The sequence below is a fragment of the Streptosporangium sp. G11 genome (assembly GCF_051192615.1).
GTDB lineage: Bacteria > Actinomycetota > Actinomycetes > Streptosporangiales > Streptosporangiaceae > Streptosporangium.
This window is the reverse complement of sequence record NZ_JBPJUQ010000042.1, coordinates 1-17,796: the sequence shown is the minus strand read 5'-3', so window position 1 is coordinate 17,796 and position 17,796 is coordinate 1. Positions and strand designations below refer to the sequence as shown.

Sequence of the window (17,796 nt, the reverse complement as noted above, 5' to 3'; positions counted from 1 at the left end):
GAGCTGAGCGGAGGCTGCCGTGAGCGCGGGCGGCGGTACTAAGGCAATCATCGCGGCGTTGGCGGCCAACCTGGCGATCGCCGTGGCCAAATTCGTGGCGTTTCTCTTCACGGGTTCGTCATCGATGATCGCCGAGTCGGTCCACTCGGTGGCCGACTCGGGCAACCAGGCGCTGCTGCTCCTGGGCGGCAAGCGCGCCCAGCGGGCGCGCACGCCACAGCATCCCTTCGGATACGGCCGGGAGCGCTACTTCTACGCGTTCGTGGTGGCGGTGGTGCTGTTCACCATCGGCGCGGTGTTCTCCCTCTACGAGGGCTGGCACAAGCTCTCCCACCCGGAGGCGCTGAGGAGCCCCGAATGGGCCTTCGGCGTGCTGATCTTCGCGATCATCGCCGAGTCGTTCTCGTTCAGGACGGCGATCATCGAGTCCAACCACGTCCGGGGAAACCAGTCGTGGGTCCAGTTCATCCGCCGCTCCAAGTCGCCCGAGCTGCCGGTCATCGTGCTCGAGGACCTGGGCGCGCTGCTCGGCCTGATCTTCGCGCTCTTCGGCGTGACCATGGCCGTGGTGACCGGCGACCCCATCTGGGACGGCATCGGCACCATCATGATCGGTGTCCTGCTCGCGGTGATCGCGGTCATCCTGGCGATCGAGACCAAGTCGCTGCTGATCGGCGAGGGCGCCGGGCCCGAGGTCGAGACCCGCATCGCGGAGGCCCTGGAGGGCGCGCCCGAGGTCACCCGGGTCATCCACATGCGCACGCTCCACCTGGGCCCCGAGGAGATCCTGGTCGCCGCCAAGATCGCAGTGGACCACGACGACACGGCCGCCGATGTGGCCCGCGGGATCGACGAGGCCGAGCAGCGCGTTCGCGCGGCCGTCCCGGAGGCCCGCGTCATCTATCTGGAGCCCGACCTCGACAGGGCCCGCGTCACCGGTTCGTCCGACTCGGACGTGATCCCGCGCGCATAGGGCCCCTGACGGCCGTACCGCACGGTACGGGCTTCGGACGCGAGTCGAACGCGGGACCCCGGCGCACGGCGCCGGGGTCCTGTGTTCTTCCTGGGGTGCGGGGTGGCCGGGAGAGGGCGGGGGCGTCACCCCTGGGCGCGGCGCTGGAGCAGGCGCAGCGCCTTCTCCTTCTCGAAGTCCAGTGCCCTGCGGGGTGCCTGGAGGCGGCCGATCCGCAGCCCCAGGTCCCGTACGGCCTGCGCGACCGCGGGCTCGCTCAGCGCCCGCAGCGCGAAGGCCAGCTCGGCGGGGGAGATGTCGAACCGTTTCTCCAGCTCGACGCCCTGGGCGACGGCCGAGAGCTCGTCGGGGCCGAACCGCCGGTGCGCGCCCTGGTTCCTGACCGGGGGGAGCAGACCGAGCGCCTCGCGGTAGCGGAGCATCCGGGGAGACATGCCCAGCTTCCTGGCGGCCTCGGTGATCCGCATCGGTGACCTCTTTCCAGCGGTTTTCCGGGAAACCTTACATTCTTGTGTCAGGTTACCCGCTCAAGGGGTGCGTGGAGTCGCTCCGGCCGCCTAAACTCGCATGCGTCGACTGTTCCGGTGGAGCGGCAGGCCCGGCCCCAGAGCGAAGCACGATCGCGAGACGAGCGCGACGAGCGAGGGTGTGAGGCGAACGCCGCCCATCAACCAGAGGGGTAACCACACATGGACTTCAAGGTCGCCGACCTTTCTCTTGCGGCCTTCGGCCGCAGGGAGATCCAGCTCGCCGAGCACGAGATGCCGGGCCTGATGGCCATCCGCAAGGAATACGCCGCGGCCCAGCCGCTGGCCGGTGCGAAGATCATGGGCTCGCTGCACATGACCATCCAGACCGCCGTGCTCATCGAGACCCTGGTCGCGCTCGGCGCCGAGGTCCGCTGGGTCAGCTGCAACATCTTCTCCACCCAGGACCACGCCGCCGCCGCCGTGGTCGTCGGCCCCGAGGGCACCGAGGAGAACCCCCAGGGCGTCCCGGTCTTCGCCTGGAAGGGCGAGACCCTGGAGGAGTACTGGTGGTGCACCGAGCAGGCCCTGACGTGGCCCGGTGACGACGGCCCCAACATGATCCTCGACGACGGCGGCGACGCCACCATGCTCGTCCACAAGGGCAGCGAGTACGAGAAGGCCGGCGCCGTGCCCACCGCCGGCGAGAACGACCCGGAGGAGTGGGGCGTCGTCCTCGACCTGCTCCGCCGCACGGTCACCGACGAGGGCCGCTGGACCCAGGTCGCCTCGCGCATCAAGGGCGTCACCGAGGAGACCACCACCGGCGTGCACCGCCTGTACGAGATGTTCAAGACCGGCACGCTGCTCTTCCCGGCGATCAACGTCAACGACTCGGTGACCAAGTCCAAGTTCGACAACAAGTACGGCTGCCGCCACTCGGTGATCGACGGCCTCAACCGCGCCACCGACGTGCTGATCGGCGGCAAGGTGGCGGTCATCGCCGGATACGGCGACGTCGGCAAGGGCTGCGCCGAGGCGCTCAAGGGCCAGGGCGCCCGCGTCATCGTCACCGAGATCGACCCGATCTGCGCGCTCCAGGCCGCCATGGACGGCTTCCAGGTCACCACCCTGGAGGAGGTCGTCGGCATCGCCGACATCTTCGTCACGACGACCGGCAACTTCGACATCATCACGGCCGACCACATGTCCCGGATGAAGCACAACGCGATCGTGTCCAACATCGGTCACTTCGACAACGAGATCGACATGACCGGCCTGGCGCGGATTCCCGGCATCGAGAAGACCGAGGTCAAGCCGCAGGTCCACACCTGGCGCTTCCCCGACGGCAAGCAGATCATCGTGCTCGCCGAGGGCCGCCTGATGAACCTGGGCTGCGCCACCGGCCACCCCTCGTTCGTCATGTCCAACTCCTTCACCAACCAGGTGATCGCGCAGATCGAGCTGTTCACCAAGACCGACGACTACCCGGTCGGCGTCTACGTGCTGCCCAAGCACCTGGACGAGAAGGTCGCGCGCCTCCACCTCGACGCCCTGGGCGTGAAGCTCACCACGCTCACCAAGGCCCAGGCCGAGTACATCGGCGTGGACGTCGAGGGCCCCTACAAGTCCGACCACTACCGTTACTGATACCCACGGCTGAGTTCCACCGGGCCCCCGCGCTTCGCGGGGGCCTTCGGGCGATCCGGGGTTCGGGTGGTCAATCCGGGGTTCGGGAGATCTGGGGAGATACGTGGACAGGGCTCTGGTGGCCGCGGGGGAGCTAAGGATCGGGTGGGCGGCGCGGGCGATGCCGGTGCTCACCGCCCTCGGTGAGCGGTTCGCCGCCGAACGGCCCTTCGAGGGGCTGCGGATCGCCGCGTGCCTGCACGTCACCGCGGAGACCGCCGTGCTCATGGGCACCCTCAAGGCGGGCGGGGCCGAGATCGCCCTGGCCGCGTCGAACCCCCTGTCCACCCAGGATGACGTCGCCGAGGCGCTCCGTGACTACGGCGTCGTCGTGCACGCGCGGGCCGGGGTGACCGTGGACGCCTACTACCGCCACATCCACCAGGCGCTCGACATCGTCCCGGACATCGTCCTGGACGACGGCTGCGACCTCGTCAACATCCTGCACACCGAGCGGACCGAGCTGCTGGAGACGGTCTCCGGCGGGTGCGAGGAGACCACCACCGGGATCATCAGGCTCCGCCAGATGGCCGCGGAGAAGGCGCTCAGGTTCCCCGTGGTGGCGGTCAACGACACGCGGACCAAGCGGATGTTCGACAACCGCTACGGCACCGGCCAGTCGACCATGGACGGGATCATGCGCGCCACGAACACCCTGCTCGCGGGCAAGACCGTGGTGGTCGCCGGGTTCGGTTACTGCGGCCGGGGCGTCGCCGAGCGGGCCAGGGGCCTGGGGGCCCGGGTCGTGGTGACCGAGATAGACCCCGTCAAGGCGCTGGACGCCTCGCTGCAGGGCTACGACGTACGGTCGATGGCGGCGGCGGCCCGCGCCGGGGACGTGTTCGTCACGGTCACCGGCAACCGCGACGTGATCAGGGGCGAGCACCTGGCGGAGATGAAGGACGGCGCGATCCTGGCCAACGCCGGGCACTTCGACGTCGAGATCGACGTCCGCGCCCTGGACGACCTGGCGCACGCCGTCCATCGGGGGGTGCGCCCCAACACCGACGAGTACGTCCTCGCCGACGGCCGCAGGCTCCTGCTGCTCGCCGAGGGCCGCCTGGTGAACCTGACCGCCGCCGAGGGGCATCCCGCCGCCGTCATGGACATGTCCTTCTCCGCGCAGGTGCTCTCGGTGGCGTGGCTGGTCCGCGAGCGGGCGCGGCTGGAGCCGGGGGTCTACGACGTGCCGGGGGAGGTCGACGTGGAGGTGGCGCGGCTCAAGCTGGCCGCGGCCGGGATCGAGATGGACGAGCTCACCACCGACCAGGAGGAATACCTCCACTCGTGGCGGCTCGGCTCGTAGTCACGCCCGCGTGGCGGCTCGGTTCGTGGTGAGGCTCGCGGTTTCGGCTCGGTTCGTGGTCACGCCCGCGTGGCGGCTCGGCTTGTGGTCACGCTCGTGCTCCGGCGTGGTTCGTGGTCACGCCCGCGTTCCGGCTCGCGGTTCGAGGTCTTCGAGCGGGGGAGGGCGCCGGAGTCCCGGGATCGCCGGGCGGGAGGGCGTCAGAGCTCGGCCTGCATCTCCTGCATCCTGCGGACCTCGGCGCTCTGGGTGGCCGAGACGTCGTTGGCCAGCTCCTCGATCCGCTGGTGCGAGCCGGAGACCAGGACCTGCTCGGACATCGTGAGCGCGCCCCGGTGGTGCGCGATCATGAGCTGCAGGAAGAGCCGGTCGAAATCCTTGCCCGAGGCGGCCTTGAGCGCCTCCATCTGCTCCGGCGAGGCCATGCCGGGCATGGTGTCGTGCTCGGCGTGGTGTTCGGGAGCCCGCATGCCCTGCTGCTGGAGCCAGGAGATCATGAACTGGATCTCCGGGCCCTGCGAGTCCTTGATGCGCGAGGCCAGGCTCTTCAGCCTGACGTGCTCGGCCCGGGTCGGGGCCAGGGAGGCCATGTCGAGGGCCTGCCGGTGGTGGACGACCATCTTCTGGACGTACGTCACGTCGGCCGCGTTGGCGGTGGGTGAGGGCACGAGCGTGGCGGCCTCACTCGGGCCGACGGTCCGGGCGACCTCTCCCGGCCTGCCCGGGACGATCACCGGTGCCGACGCCTGGGGGGTCGGGGCAGGCTTGGGCTGCTCCGCGCTGCACGCGCTGAGAGACAGGGCGGCGATCACGGCGATGAGCGCGACGCGCACCCGGCCTCCTTCGTGAATGTCCAGTAGCGAAAGACCGTAACCCCTGCGGGGGCGGCCCGTAAAGACCGCACACCGGTAACAGTTGCTGACACTGTGACGGCTTGCCGGATGACCGTACAACCTGAACGATTTAACCGTTTATGCACCTTTTATTGGGTGCATGTGTCAAGGAGGTTCACGAGTGTCCACCCCCCTCAGGAAGGGCTTGACCGGCCGGTTCCTGTTTGTGGCCGGGGTCGCCGTCGCAACGGCGCTTGCCGCGTTCCCCGCGCAGGCAGCCGACATCCCGGCACCCGGTGAGATCGCCAAGAGCGCGAACATCGAGCATGTCCTCAACGTGGTCAAGCCTGCCGCGCTGACGGACATCAACACCGACATGGCGTTCCAGGGCGACTACGCCTACGTCGGCAACTACACCGGCTTCTCGATCTACGACATCAAGAAGCCGAAGAAGACCTCACTCGTCAGCTCGGTGGTCTGTCCTGGCGGACAGATGGACCTGGCGGTCTACGGAGACCTCCTCTTCGCCGCGGTCGACTCCTCCCGCAACAACGACTCCTGCAGCAGCGTCGGCCAGAGCGCCGCGAACAAGGCGTCGTGGGAGGGCATCCGGATCTTCGATGTCAAGGACAAGCAGAACCCCAAGTACGTCAAGTCCGTCGAGACCAACTGCGGCTCGCACACGCTGACGCTGGTCCCGGGCAAGGGCAGGGACCGTAGGAACGTCTACGTCTACGTCTCCTCCTACAGCCCCAGCGCGTCGTTCCCCGACTGCCAGCCGCCGCACGACAAGATCTCGATCGTCAAGGTGCCGCTGCGTGACCCGGCCTCCGCCGCGGTCGCCGCCACGCCGGTCCTATTCCCCGACGGCGGCAACCCGGGCGAGACCCTCCCCTACCCCGAGCGCACCTCGGCCACGAGCGGTTGCCACGACATCACCGCGTACCCGGAGAAGAACATCGCCGCCGGAGCCTGCATGGGCGAGGGCGTCCTGATGGACATCTCCAACCCGCTGGAGCCCAAGGTCACCGCCACGGCCCGCGACGACCAGAACTTCGCGTTCTGGCACTCGGCGACGTTCAACAACGAGGGCACCAAGGTGATCTTCACCGACGAGCTCGGCGGCGGCGGCGCGGCCACCTGCAACGAGGCGATCGGCCCGAACCGCGGCGCCAACGCCTACTACGACATCGAGGGCGGCCAGCTCGCCTTCAAGAGCTACTTCAAGATCGCTCGCCACCAGGCCGACACCGAGAACTGCGTCGCGCACAACGGCTCGCTGATCCCGGTCAAGGGCAAGGACATCATGGTCCAGGCCTGGTACCAGGGCGGCATCTCGGTCGTCGACTTCACCGACTCCACCAAGCCGCAGGAGATCGCGTTCTTCGAGCGCGGCCCCGACAGCACCGCCCCCGCGCTCAGCGGCGGCTTCTGGTCCGCGTACTACTACAACGGCCACATCTACGGCAGCGACTTCAACCTCGGCCTCGACGTCCTGAAGATCAACGATCCGCGGACGAACAAGGCCAACGGTGTCAAGTTCGACATCCTGAACACGCAGACCCAGGCGTCCTACCGTGAGGGCGGTCACGGCCACGACCACTGACATTTGACGGCGGTCATGGCCGCTGACCTTTGACAACGGCCACGACCACCACCTGCGGAAGGCCACCGGGCGCTCGTCGAGCGCCCGGTGGCCTTCGTGTGTGAGGGGCCGGAAAGCCCGTGCGCATCGCGGAAGGGACATCGACCGTAAACTTTTTCAGGGCCTCAGTAAAGAGTTAATCTCATATTTTATTGTGACAAAGTCACAGTCCGTCGATCCGGCTGTCAGGAGGGACGATTTGCTAATTTATGCATGCCTTATGTCCGCTCCAAGGAGGCACCCGAGTGTTCGCTCCCCGAAGGACCGTCCGGGCGTTGGTAGTGGCGGCCACGGCCGCCGCGATGCTGATGTCCACGGTCTCGGCCCAGGCCGCCGACATTCCCCCGCCCGGTGAGGTCGTCACCAGCCCCAATGTGACGCACGTGGGCACCCTGCCCAAGCTCCCCGGTCTTGAGGCCACCACCAACAGCGACATCGCCTTCCAGGGCGACTACGCCTACGTCGGCAACTACGGCGGCTTCTCGATCTACGACATCAGGAACCCGAGGCGCGCCAAGCTCGTCAGCGGCGTCCTGTGCCCCGGCTCCCAGATGGACGTGTCGGTTCACGGCGACCTGCTGTTCGCCGCGGTCGACAACTCCCGCAGCGACGACTCCTGCAACAGCGTCGGCCAGCCGGCCAGCGTCAAGGAGTCGTGGGAGGGGGTTCGGATCTTCGACATCAGCGACAAGAGGAACCCCAAGTACATCAAGTCGGTCGAGACCAACTGTGGCTCCCACACCCTGACACTCGTTCCCGGCAAGGCCAGGGACCGGCGCAACGTCTACCTCTACGTCTCCTCCTACAACCCGAACGCCACGTTCCCCGACTGCCAGCCGCCGCACGACAAGATCTCGATCATCAAGGTGCCGCTGCGCAACCCGACCGCCGCGGCCGTGGTCAAGGCGCCGGTCGTCTTCCCCGACGGTGGCAACGAGACGCAGCCGGGCCTGCTGCTGCCGACCAGCGGCTGCCACGACATCACCGTGTACGCGGAGAAGGACATCGCGGCCGGAGCCTGCATGGGTGACGGCGTCCTGTTCGACATCTCCGACCGGGAGAACCCGGTGATCACCGCGCGGACCACCGACCCGAACTTCGCGTTCTGGCACTCGGCGACGTTCAACAACAAGGGCACCAAGGTGATCTTCACCGACGAGCTCGGCGGCGGCGGCGCGGCCACCTGCAACGAGGCCACCGGCCCGAACCGCGGCGCCAACGCCTACTACGACATCGTCCGCGGCAAGCTGGTCTTCAAGGGCTACTTCAAGATCACTCGCTACCAGGCCGACACCGAGAACTGCGTCGCGCACAACGGCTCGCTGATCCCGGTCAAGGGCAAGGACATCATGGTCCAGGCCTGGTACCAGGGCGGCGTCTCCTTCGTGGACTTCACCGACTCGGCCAACCCGAAGGAGATCGGCTTCTTCGAGCGCGGCCCCGAGCCCGACGGCGGAGGCGGCGGCATCTGGTCCGCGTACTACTACAACGGCTACGTCTACGCCAGCGACTTCCGCAGGGGGCTGGACGTCCTCAAGATCGACGACCGCCGCACCGACCCGGCCAAGAGCGTCCGCCTGGACCGGCTGAACGTGCAGACCCAGGCCTCCTACGGGGAGCGCGGCCACCACTGACCATCCGGCGCGGCCGTCCCTGAGAGGACGCGGTCGCCCATGAGGAATCCGCAAGAAGCATGAGGAAAGGGGCGGCGGGCCTTCCCGCCGCCCCTTTTCGCGTTCCCGGCGCCGCGGCCACGTTCCCGCGCGGCGCCGCCGGCGATGCCGGGCCCGTACGGCGTCACGCCGGCGAGAAAGGTCAGGCGGGAGGGACGAAGCCGCCGGGTGTGGGGTCGGGCTCCCGCGCGCCGGGCCCGCCCACGGGGGGCGGGGGCGGCGGAGGCGCCGGATACGGCGGCCCCGCCGGGGGAGGGAGCGGGATCCGCGGCTGCGACGGCCGGTAGGCGGGCCGCGTGTGAGGCTGAGGTGCCGATCCCGGCGGCGCGTACGGGACGGGAGGGTTCTGCTGCCCCCCCGGGGCAAAGGGCGCGTACGGCCCGTCTCCGGCTCCGGGTGGCGCGTACGGCGGGGGTGGCGCGGCCGGGTGGGGCTGGAACGACGGCGCGTGAGCCGAGTGAGGCTGGAACGACGGCGCGTGAGACGGGTGGGGCTGGGGCGCGGCATGGCCGGGCCACGGCTGCCCGGGCTGCTGATCGGCCCACGGCCCGGGCTGCTGATCGGGCCAGGGCTGCCCCGGTCGCTCGGACTGCGGCCGGCCGGTCCACTGCCGGGCCGGTTGGCGCGCGCCGGTCTGCTGGGCCAGGCGCGCCTGCTCGCGGCGGCGGCGCTCGGCCAGGACGGCGGTCAGGTAGGCGAACGGCGGCACGCCGGGCGGGGCGGGCGGGGACACGAAGGCCGACATCTCGGTGGCGATGCGCACGCCCATCTCGTACTGCACGGCCGGGGCCAGGTCGTGCCAGCGCATGAGGTACTGCCTCGCGGTGGCCGCGACCTGCTCGGGCAGCCGCGACAGCTCCAGCGTCGCCGCCCACGGGGCGAGCATCGGCGGCATGTCCAGCGGCGGCCCGTACTGCCTCGGGGCGCGCTCGGAGATCACGATGGTGCCGGAGAAGATGTCGCCGAGCCGCTTGCCCTTCTCCGAGATCAGCGAGCTGATCAGCGCGGGGGCGCCACTGAGCATCCAGAACTCCAGGACCCCCGCCAGGCCGCGGAACAGCGCCTGGCGGAACCGCACGGGACCGCCGTCGTCGCTGACGACCCGGAGCCCCAGCGCGAGCTTGCCCAGGCTGCGCCCGCGCGTGAGCGTCTCGAAGGCCACCGGGTAACCGACGATCACGAGCACGGTGAGCACGATGTAGACCATCGTCGTCAGTGCCGGATCGCTCAGGAACGCCAGGCTGCCGACCAGCAGGGAGGCGCCCAGCAGCGTCACGACCTGGAGCGTCATGTCGATCAGCAGCGCCGCGGCCCTGCTCGGGAGCTGGGCGACGCGGACCTCGACGACCACGGCCTCGCCGGTTACGACATCGGACACAATCAGAACCCTACCTTCGACTGGATAGGCTGCCCGCGTGGACATCGACGCCTTCGTCACCGCGCACCGGCCAGCCTGGGACCGTCTTGAGGACCTGGTCCGGCGGCGCGGCTCGCTGGACGGGGCAGAGGTCGACGAGCTGGTCGACCTCTACCAGCGGGTGGCCACGCACCTGTCCCTCGTCCGCTCGGCCTCCGCCGACCCGATCCTGGTGGGCCGCCTGTCGGCGCTCGTCGCCCGCGCCCGCTCCGCCGTGACCGGGGCGCACACCCCGGCCTGGCGGGAGTTCGCCCGTTTCTTCACGGTCTCCTTCCCGGTGGTCGCCTACCGGGCCCGCTGGTGGTGGCTGGCCACGAGCGTCGCGTTCCTGCTGGTCTCCACGGTCGTCGCCGTCTGGGTGGGGGAGAACCCCGGTGTCCAGGCGGCGATCGCCACCCCCGAGGAGATCACCCAGCTCGTCGACCACGACTTCGCCGACTACTACTCGGAGAACCCGGCGACCTCCTTCGCCGGACAGGTCTGGGTCAACAACGCCTGGGTCTCGATGCAGGTCATCATGATGTCCATCCTGCTCGGCCTGCCGATCCCGTACGTCCTGTGGGAGAACGCGCTCAACGTGGCCGTCTCCGCCGGGCTGATGGCCTCGCGCGGCAAGCTCGACATCTTCTTCGGGCTGATCACCCCGCACGGCCTGCTGGAGCTGACCGCGGTGTTCCTCGCCGCGGCCGTCGGCATGCGCCTCGGCTGGACGGTCGTCGACCCCGGCCCGCGCAGGCGTACCGAGGTCCTGGCCGAGCAGGGCAGGGCCGTGATGAGCGTGGCCCTCGGCCTGGTCGTGGTGCTGCTCGTCTCCGGGATGATCGAGGGCCTGGTCACCCCCTCGGGGCTGCCCACCTGGGCGCGGATCGGCATCGGGGTGGTCGCGGAGGCGGCCTTCCTCGCCTACGTGATCTTCTTCGGCCGCCGGGCCGTGGCCGAGGGCGAGAGCGGCGACGTGGAGCGCGCCCCCGACCTGGCCCCCAGCGCCGGCTGAGCGTTTCCGGCCTCGCCCCCGCCGTCGGCTGAGCATCTCCGCCGTCGGCCGAGCATCCCCGGCGCCGGTCGAAGCGCCCCCGTCCGTCCGGCTTTACCCGACGCGCTCCGAAGGCGCCCGAATCCCCGCCGGGCGAGCGGCGTCAGAGCCGCCCGGCCGCCTTCAGCGCCAGGTAGGCGTCGGCCAGGGCCGGGGCGATCTGCTCGGGGGCGGTGTCCACGACCTCCACGCCCTGGCGGCGCAGCAGGGCGGTGATCCTGCGCCGTCCCGCGCTCAGGTGCTCGGCCGCCGCCGCGCCGTAGACGAGCTCGGAGGTGCCGCGCCCGGCGGCCATCTCGGCCACCTGCGGGTCGGAGACGGCGGCCAGGAGCACCAGGTGCCGCGAGGAGAGGCGGGGAAGGACCGGCAGAAGGCCCTCCTCCAGCGCCGCCGGGTTGAGGTCGGTCAGCACGACGACCAGGCAGCGCCGCCTGGCCCGCGACATGACGGCCGCGACCATCCCCGCGGAGTCGGCCTCGACCAGCTCGGCCTCGATCGGGGCCATGCTGTTGACCAGCGACGACAGCAGCTCCGTACGGCCGGTGCCCGACACCCAGGCGCGCACTCCCCGGTCGTGGGCCATGAAGTCGACCCGGTCGCCCGCGCGGGAGGCCAGGGCGGCCAGCAGCAGCGCCGCGTCCATCGACCAGTCGAGGCGGGGCCAGCCGGGCACGACCCGCGACCTCCCGCCCCCGGCGGCCCTCGGCACCTCGCCGGCCAACGGGATCGGGGCGGTGCCCACCCGCCCGGCCGAGGTGCGGCCGGTGTCGAGCACGATCAGCACCCGCCGGTCGCGCTCGGGCCGCCAGGTGCGGACCACGACGTCGTCGCGGCGGGCGGTGGCCCGCCAGTCGATCGAGCGGACGTCGTCGCCGACCACGTACTCCCGCAGCGAGTCGAACTCAGTGCCCTGCCCCCGGATCATCGACGGGTGCCGGCCCTCCAGCTCCCTGAGCCTGGACAGCTTGGCGGGCAGGTGCTTGCGGCTGAGGAAGGGCGGCAGCACCCTGACCGACCAGGGCACCCGGTGCGAGCCCTGGCGGGCCGCCACGCCCAGCGGGCCCAGCGTCCGCACCGTCACCGTGACGGCCTCGCGGTCACCCCTGCGGGTGGGGGTGAGCGTGGTGACCAGCCGGCGGCGCTCGCCGGGAGGCACGTCCAGCGGCAGGTGCCGCGGCGTGGCGCCGGCGGAGGGCGGCCAGGCGTCCCTGAGCACGCCGCGCGCCCGGCGCGTGCCGGGGTTCTCCACGATCAGCTCGACCGCGACCGACTCGCCGAGCCGTACCAGCCGCTCGCCCGAGCGGGTGAAGCGCAGCGGGCGCACGCTCCCGGCCAGCAGCAGGTCGACCGCGACCAGCGCCACGATCAGCAGTGCCACCCCGGCCACGGCCGGCCCCGGCTGAGGGGCGAACAGCACGGCCAGGGTGCCCAGCAGTGCCAGCAGCGCGGCCCGTCCTGTCAGCGCCATGGTCAGCGGGGGACGGGGACGGAGGCGAGGATGGCGTCGATGAGGCCGTCGGCGGTCGCGCCCTCCAGCTCGGCCTCGGGACGTATCTGGATCCGGTGCCGCATCGCGGGCCTGGCCAGAGCCTTGACGTCGTCGGGCGTCACGTAGGCGCGGCCGGACAGCCACGCCCAGGCCCGCGCCCCGGCCAGCAGCGCGGTGGCGCCGCGCGGAGAGACGCCGAGCTGGAGCGAGGGCGACTGGCGGGTGGCCCTGGCGATGTCCACGATGTAGCCGAGCACCTCGGGACCCACGTGCACCTGGCTGACCGCCGCGCGTCCCGCGGCGAGGTCGGCGATGGTGGCCACGGCCTTGATGTGCGACAGGTCGCGCGGGTCGAAGCCGAGCGCGTGCCGCTCCAGCACCGCGATCTCCTGGTCGCGGGGCGGCAGCGGGACGGTCAGCTTGAGCAGGAACCGGTCGAGCTGCGCCTCGGGCAGCTGGTAGGTGCCCTCGTACTCGACGGGGTTCTGGGTGGCGGCCACGATGAACGGGTCGGGCAGCGCGCGCGCCGACCCCTCCACGCTGACCTGGCGCTCCTCCATCGCCTCCAGCAGCGCGGCCTGCGTCTTGGGGGGCGTGCGGTTGATCTCGTCGGCGAGCAGGAGGTTGGTGAAGACCGGTCCCTCGCGGAACTCGAACTCCGACGTCTTCGCGTCGTAGATCAGCGAGCCGGTGATGTCGCCCGGCATGAGGTCGGGGGTGAACTGCACCCGCTTGAAATCGAGCGAGAGCGCCGCCGACAGCGTCCTGACGAGCAGGGTCTTGGCGACGCCGGGCACGCCTTCGAGCAGCACGTGGCCCCGGCAGAGCAGCGCGATCACCAGCCCGGTGACGACGGCGTCCTGGCCGACGACCGCCTTGGAGACCTCGGCGCGCAGGGCTCCCAGCGCCTCCCTGGCGCGGTCCGCGCCCTGCGCGGCGGGCACGGCGGATGCGCCGGGCGCGGTCCTGACGACGGAGGTCGCCTCGGTGAGACCGCCGTTTCCCGGTGGTGTGGTCACGACTTTCCGACCTGCCTTTCCACGATGTCCATGTATTCGGCCAGGGCTACCAGCCCCGCCTCGTCGACCGGCGGCGGTCCGTACAGGGCGGCGCCCACGTGTGACGCCGCCTGTCCGGTCCGCTCGGCGATCGCGTTCACCAGCGCGTCGGGGGCCGCCCCCGGGGGCAGCCCGAGGCGGGGTGTGACCCGGTCGGTGAAGCCCGCGCGCAGGGCCGCGGCGGCCCGGTCGCGGGCCCGCCGCGCGCGGTAGAGCCTGGCACGTCCCTCGACGGTCTCGGCCGCCCGCACGACGACGGGCAGCCGCTCGGCCACCACGGGGCCGAGCCTGCGGCCCCGCCAGAGGGCCAGCAGCAGGACCGCGACGAGCACCTGTACCAGGGCCCATTTGATCCCCTCGGGGACCAGGTCGTAGAGACCCGCCTTGCCGCCGCCCGCCTGGGAGGAGGTCTCGGGGGCCGTCAGCCAGATCAGGGTGGGCCTGGCGCCGGCGAGGTTCATCGCCAGCGCGGCGTTGCCGTCCTCGGCGAGCCGCAGGTTGGTCATGAACTGCGCGTCGCCCGTGACGGTGATCGTCCGGCCCCCGGCGGTGTGGGAGACCAGGGTGGGCGTCCCGTTCGCGGGGTAGCAGCCGATCGCCCCCGGGGGCGAGGTGAGGGCCACGCCGCCGCTGTAGGCGCTGCCCGCCCTCGTCGCGGCAGGGAGCGCGCACCGGGGCTCACGGGAGCGCGCCCGCGCCTCACGCACCGGGACCACCCCCGGCGCGAGCAGGTCCAGCTGTGCCCGTACGCCCACCAGCAGCAGATCGGAGGGTGTGGCGGCGAGCCGCTCCGCCTCGTCCTCGCCGAGCGGGAAGGTCTCGCTCACCAGCAGGGTGCCGCCCGCGGGACCCGCCTGCCCGGCCAGCGACGCGGCCTCGGCGACCGAGGTGACCCGTGCCACCCGCACGCCGCGCGCCTGCAGCAGCCGGGCCAGGGCCTTGCCTCCCGACAGCGAGGTGTCGGCGGGGTCGAGGGTCCTTCCCGGCCCGCCGGAGCCGCCGAGCAGCACGCCGGTGACGGCGACGGCGACCACGAGGAGCGCCACGAGCAGGACGCCCCTGCCGCCGCGCCAGAGGCCGCCCGCGGTCGGCGAGGTGGAGGTCGTGCCGGAGTCTCGCGCGCCGGCCTGGCCGGCGATCCGCGCGCCGTCCTCGGCGAAGGCCGGTGCCGCCTGTCCTGGCGCCGCCGGGCTCATGGCGCGTCCGCCCGTACGGCGGGCGCGGGGCGGGCCGCGCGCAGGTGCTCGTCGAGATCGCGCATGATCCCGTACGCCTCGGGCGTGCCGGGCACCTCGCCGTAGGTCACGTCGTCGAACACCCGGGCCGCCGCGGTCAGCTCGTCGGCGAGGGCGGGCAGCGCGCGGCCGGCCTCGGTGGCCAGCTCGTCGGCGGTGCGGCCGGGCGTGTAGTCGATGATCACGCGGTCCTCCAGGTCGCGGGCGACGGCCCGGAGCCGCTCGCGGACCGCCTCGGCCCACCGGGCCTCCGCCGCCAGCCGCTCGGCGGCCTCGCGGTGCTCGGCGGCGCTGAGGCGGCGGTCGCCGAAGATCCCCCCGGCGCGGGCGGCGCCGCCCCTGGCGGTCCTGCGGGCGACGAGGAGCAGCGCGACGATGATCCCGACCACGATCACGAGGAGGATCGCCCGCGCCACCAGGCTGCCCGCGACGCCCACGGACTCCTGGTCCAGCAGGTCCCCGATGAACTGGTTGACGTTCCGCCAGAGGCGGTCGACCAGGGACTCCTTGGCGTACTCGGGTCTGAGTAGTTCCTGGATCGCCTGGCGCCGCGCCTCTTCGCGCTCGATGTCGATCGGGGACGTCAGGAGTGGGGCCACGGGGCTCCCTGGTCGGGGGAACCGTGCCGCGCGGGGCCCGAGGGCGTGACGGAGGGGTCCCACAGGTCGTCGGCCGACGCGTGGACCCATCCCTGCCGCTGCTGCTCGATCGCCGCGGTCTGGAGCACCAGGTCGAACGCCTCGGAGCGCATCCGCCGGTCGGCGTAGAGCAGGCCGTTGACCCCCGCCTGGAGGGGATAGGTGATCATCGAGCCGAGGGTGACGCCCACGGCGATGAGGACCGCCGAGGCGATCTGCGCGCCGGTGGAGCCCCCGCCGAGGAGGGCGAAGAAACTTCCGCCCAGGACGAAGGGGAAGGCGAGCACCTGGCCGATCAGGAACGCGATGATCTGGGTGAGGAGCACGATGCCGAGCGTCCGCCAGAAGCCGCCGGAGACCAGGTGCCAGGACCTGCGCAGGGAGTCGGTGACGCCGCGCCGCTCCAGCACCGCGGCCGCCGGGGCGAGCACCAGCCGGGTGGTGACGAAGAAGGCGTAGACCACGTAGGCCAGCACCGCCACCACGCCCACGATCGCCACCACGGCGACCTCGGCCCCCGCCGCGCCGAGTGCGAGGAACAGGCCGACGACCAGGGCCATCGGGACGAACAGGATCACGAGGTTGACGACGACCAGCCCGAACAGCGTGGGCACCCGGCCGCGGGTCAGCGTCCAGGCCTCGCCGGCGGTCATCTTGCCGCCGAAGACCGCGCGGCCCAGGATGCGGGTCAGCACGCCGGTCAGCAGCGTCACCGCGACGAACTGGACCGCGTAGGAGAGCAGGGTGCCGCCGTACTGGGTGAGGAAGCTCCCCTCGGGAGGGGTCGCGCCCGGGTTCTCCAGGATCGGGGTGAGGGAGTTGAGCATGATCGCCTGGCCGATCGCCAGGGGGATCGCGCCCAGCGCGGCGGCGATCGCCGACAGGCCCAGCACGCTTTTGGGGTTGGAGCGCATCAGCTTGATCGCGCCGTCGAGGATGTCGCCCAGGCCGAGGGGGCGCAGCGGGATGATGCCGGGGCGCATCGCGGGGGGCGGCACGCGCGCGCCGTACGGCGGCGGGCCGTAGGGGCCCTGCTGGTACGGCGGCTGGTACGGCGCCTGGCCGTGGGGCTGCCCGGGCCCCTGCGGGGGACCCTGGGGCGGGGGACCGGGGGCGCCGGACGCCGGGCCGGGGGCGGTCCACGGCGATCCCGGGGCGTTACCGTACGGCGGAGGTTGGTTGGACGCCCAGCCCGAAGGTGTGCCGGGAGTACCGGGAGTGGAGCCGTGACCGTCTGACATATCCCAATCCTGACATGTGGACACACCATTCGTGGTGATCGGGCGATCACGCGAACGTTTCATCCTCTCCGAGAGGGGCGGAGATGCCGGAGGGATGGCCGAGACGCCTTGGTTTACCGCAGACTGTGACCGTGGTCATCACCGCCCGGCGTCCGCAGTCGCCGGGGCCGGGGGCGGCCGTGGGGGGGCACCACTGCGCGTTTCACGTTGCGTGCGCCTAAAATTCGTCATTTGGACGCCCGGTCGTCGGTCGGTGTCATCCAGTAGGCGGACAAGGGTAATCTTCGACGATCGAGCGGTTTATCCCAATAACTCCCGAACTGCGTAAACCGAATGAGGGGCCATGAAAGGACGCGTGCTGGTCGTCGACGACGACGCGGCTCTCGCCGAGATGCTCGGGATCGTGCTGCGAGGGGAGGGCTTCGAACCCTCCTTCGTCTCCGACGGTGACAAGGCGCTCGACGCGTTCCGTGACACCCGGCCGGACCTGGTCCTGCTCGACCTGATGCTGCCCGGCGCCGACGGGATCGACGTCTGCCGCCGCATCAGGGCCGAGTCCGGGGTGCCGATCGTCATGCTGACGGCCAAGAGCGACACCATCGACGTGGTGCTCGGGCTGGAGTCGGGGGCCGACGACTACATCGTCAAGCCCTTCAAGCCCAAGGAGCTCGTCGCCAGGGTCCGCGCCCGGCTGCGCCGCACCGACGAGCCGACGCCGGAGATCCTGCAGATCGGCGACATCACGATCGACGTCGCCGGGCACTCGGTCAAGCGGGAGGAGGAGACCATCAACCTCACCCCGCTGGAGTTCGACCTGCTGGTCGCCCTCGCCAGGAAGCCGCGCCAGGTCTTCACCCGCGAGGTCCTGCTCGAACAGGTCTGGGGCTACCGGCACGCGGCCGACACCCGACTGGTCAACGTGCACGTCCAGCGGCTCCGGGCGAAGATCGAGAAGGACCCCGAGCACCCCGAGATCGTCGTGACGGTCCGCGGGGTCGGGTACAAGGCCGGACCGGCCTAGTACTGCAACGGCGTTTAGAGGGTGGTGTGGCCGCGTCTTCGGTAGTGGGAGCGTCGAGCTTGGGCTTGTCGTCGGCGG

The 17,796-nt window shown here is 71.1% G+C and carries 15 protein-coding genes; 7 read left to right on the top strand and 8 right to left on the bottom strand.

Translation table 11 applies throughout. From position 1 onward, the window contains the following. The first annotated feature begins 19 nt into the window (after positions 1 to 19). The gene (locus ACSDR0_RS31045; protein ID WP_435292457.1) at positions 20 to 973 is read left to right on the top strand and encodes a cation diffusion facilitator family transporter; all 954 of its coding nucleotides are present in this window, start codon (positions 20 to 22) and stop codon (positions 971 to 973) included. A 125-nt stretch (positions 974 to 1,098) separates the two neighbouring features. On the opposite strand, the gene ACSDR0_RS31040 is transcribed toward ACSDR0_RS31045, so the two are convergent. Next, positions 1,099 to 1,440: a MerR family DNA-binding transcriptional regulator gene (locus tag ACSDR0_RS31040; RefSeq protein WP_435292456.1), complete on the bottom strand. Its 342-nt coding sequence runs from the start codon at positions 1,438 to 1,440 to the stop codon at positions 1,099 to 1,101. Positions 1,441 to 1,662: 222 nt separating this feature from the next. Here ACSDR0_RS31040 and ahcY point away from each other — a divergent pair, with 222 nt between their 5' ends. Beyond that, positions 1,663 to 3,090, top strand: a complete 1,428-nt coding sequence (gene ahcY / locus ACSDR0_RS31035) for an adenosylhomocysteinase (RefSeq protein ID WP_435292455.1) — start codon at positions 1,663 to 1,665, stop codon at positions 3,088 to 3,090. Positions 3,091 to 3,193: 103 nt separating this feature from the next. Then, positions 3,194 to 4,435, top strand: coding sequence for an adenosylhomocysteinase (locus tag ACSDR0_RS31030; RefSeq protein WP_435292454.1), 1,242 nt, complete (start codon positions 3,194 to 3,196; stop codon positions 4,433 to 4,435). A gap of 200 nt (positions 4,436 to 4,635) precedes the next feature. On the opposite strand, the gene ACSDR0_RS31025 is transcribed toward ACSDR0_RS31030, so the two are convergent. Further along, complete coding sequence (locus tag ACSDR0_RS31025; RefSeq protein WP_435292453.1) at positions 4,636 to 5,268, bottom strand: DUF305 domain-containing protein; 633 nt, start codon at positions 5,266 to 5,268, stop codon at positions 4,636 to 4,638. A 181-nt stretch (positions 5,269 to 5,449) separates the two neighbouring features. Here ACSDR0_RS31025 and ACSDR0_RS31020 point away from each other — a divergent pair, with 181 nt between their 5' ends. Together ACSDR0_RS31020 and ACSDR0_RS31015 are read left to right on the top strand one after the other, a co-directional pair. After that, positions 5,450 to 6,874: an LVIVD repeat-containing protein gene (locus ACSDR0_RS31020; RefSeq protein WP_435292452.1), complete on the top strand. Its 1,425-nt coding sequence runs from the start codon at positions 5,450 to 5,452 to the stop codon at positions 6,872 to 6,874. Between the two features lie 284 nt (positions 6,875 to 7,158). Next, positions 7,159 to 8,547, top strand: a complete 1,389-nt coding sequence (locus ACSDR0_RS31015; protein WP_435292451.1) for an LVIVD repeat-containing protein — start codon at positions 7,159 to 7,161, stop codon at positions 8,545 to 8,547. Between the two features lie 181 nt (positions 8,548 to 8,728). Here the strand turns inward: ACSDR0_RS31015 and ACSDR0_RS31010 are convergent, their stop codons facing one another. Next, positions 8,729 to 9,964 carry an RDD family protein gene (locus ACSDR0_RS31010; RefSeq protein WP_435292450.1) on the bottom strand — a complete coding sequence of 412 codons (1,236 nt, stop codon included), beginning with the start codon at positions 9,962 to 9,964 and terminating at the stop codon, positions 8,729 to 8,731. Between the two features lie 37 nt (positions 9,965 to 10,001). Between ACSDR0_RS31010 and ACSDR0_RS31005 the strand changes: the two genes are divergently transcribed. Next, positions 10,002 to 10,997: a stage II sporulation protein M gene (locus ACSDR0_RS31005; protein ID WP_435292449.1), complete on the top strand. Its 996-nt coding sequence runs from the start codon at positions 10,002 to 10,004 to the stop codon at positions 10,995 to 10,997. Positions 10,998 to 11,139: 142 nt separating this feature from the next. Here the strand turns inward: ACSDR0_RS31005 and ACSDR0_RS31000 are convergent, their stop codons facing one another. From ACSDR0_RS31000 to ACSDR0_RS30980, 5 genes are all read right to left on the bottom strand, one after another. After that, positions 11,140 to 12,504: a DUF58 domain-containing protein gene (locus tag ACSDR0_RS31000; protein WP_435292448.1), complete on the bottom strand. Its 1,365-nt coding sequence runs from the start codon at positions 12,502 to 12,504 to the stop codon at positions 11,140 to 11,142. Between the two features lie 2 nt (positions 12,505 to 12,506). After that, a complete protein-coding gene (locus ACSDR0_RS30995) occupies positions 12,507 to 13,469 on the bottom strand; it encodes an AAA family ATPase (RefSeq protein WP_435292512.1) in 963 nt (320 codons plus the stop codon). A gap of 71 nt (positions 13,470 to 13,540) precedes the next feature. Further along, the gene (locus tag ACSDR0_RS30990; protein WP_435292447.1) at positions 13,541 to 14,779 is read right to left on the bottom strand and encodes a DUF4350 domain-containing protein; all 1,239 of its coding nucleotides are present in this window, start codon (positions 14,777 to 14,779) and stop codon (positions 13,541 to 13,543) included. Further along, complete coding sequence (locus ACSDR0_RS30985) at positions 14,776 to 15,417, bottom strand: DUF4129 domain-containing protein (RefSeq protein WP_435292446.1); 642 nt, start codon at positions 15,415 to 15,417, stop codon at positions 14,776 to 14,778. Before ACSDR0_RS30985 ends, ACSDR0_RS30990 begins: the two co-directional genes overlap by 4 nt. Further along, positions 15,402 to 16,697 carry a hypothetical protein gene (locus ACSDR0_RS30980; protein WP_435292445.1) on the bottom strand — a complete coding sequence of 432 codons (1,296 nt, stop codon included), beginning with the start codon at positions 16,695 to 16,697 and terminating at the stop codon, positions 15,402 to 15,404. Before ACSDR0_RS30980 ends, ACSDR0_RS30985 begins: the two co-directional genes overlap by 16 nt. 343 nt (positions 16,698 to 17,040) lie before the next feature. On the opposite strand from ACSDR0_RS30980, the gene mtrA reads away from it, so the two are divergent. Then, positions 17,041 to 17,718: an MtrAB system response regulator MtrA gene (gene mtrA, locus ACSDR0_RS30975; protein ID WP_030907316.1), complete on the top strand. Its 678-nt coding sequence runs from the start codon at positions 17,041 to 17,043 to the stop codon at positions 17,716 to 17,718. Positions 17,719 to 17,796 lie beyond the last annotated feature (78 nt).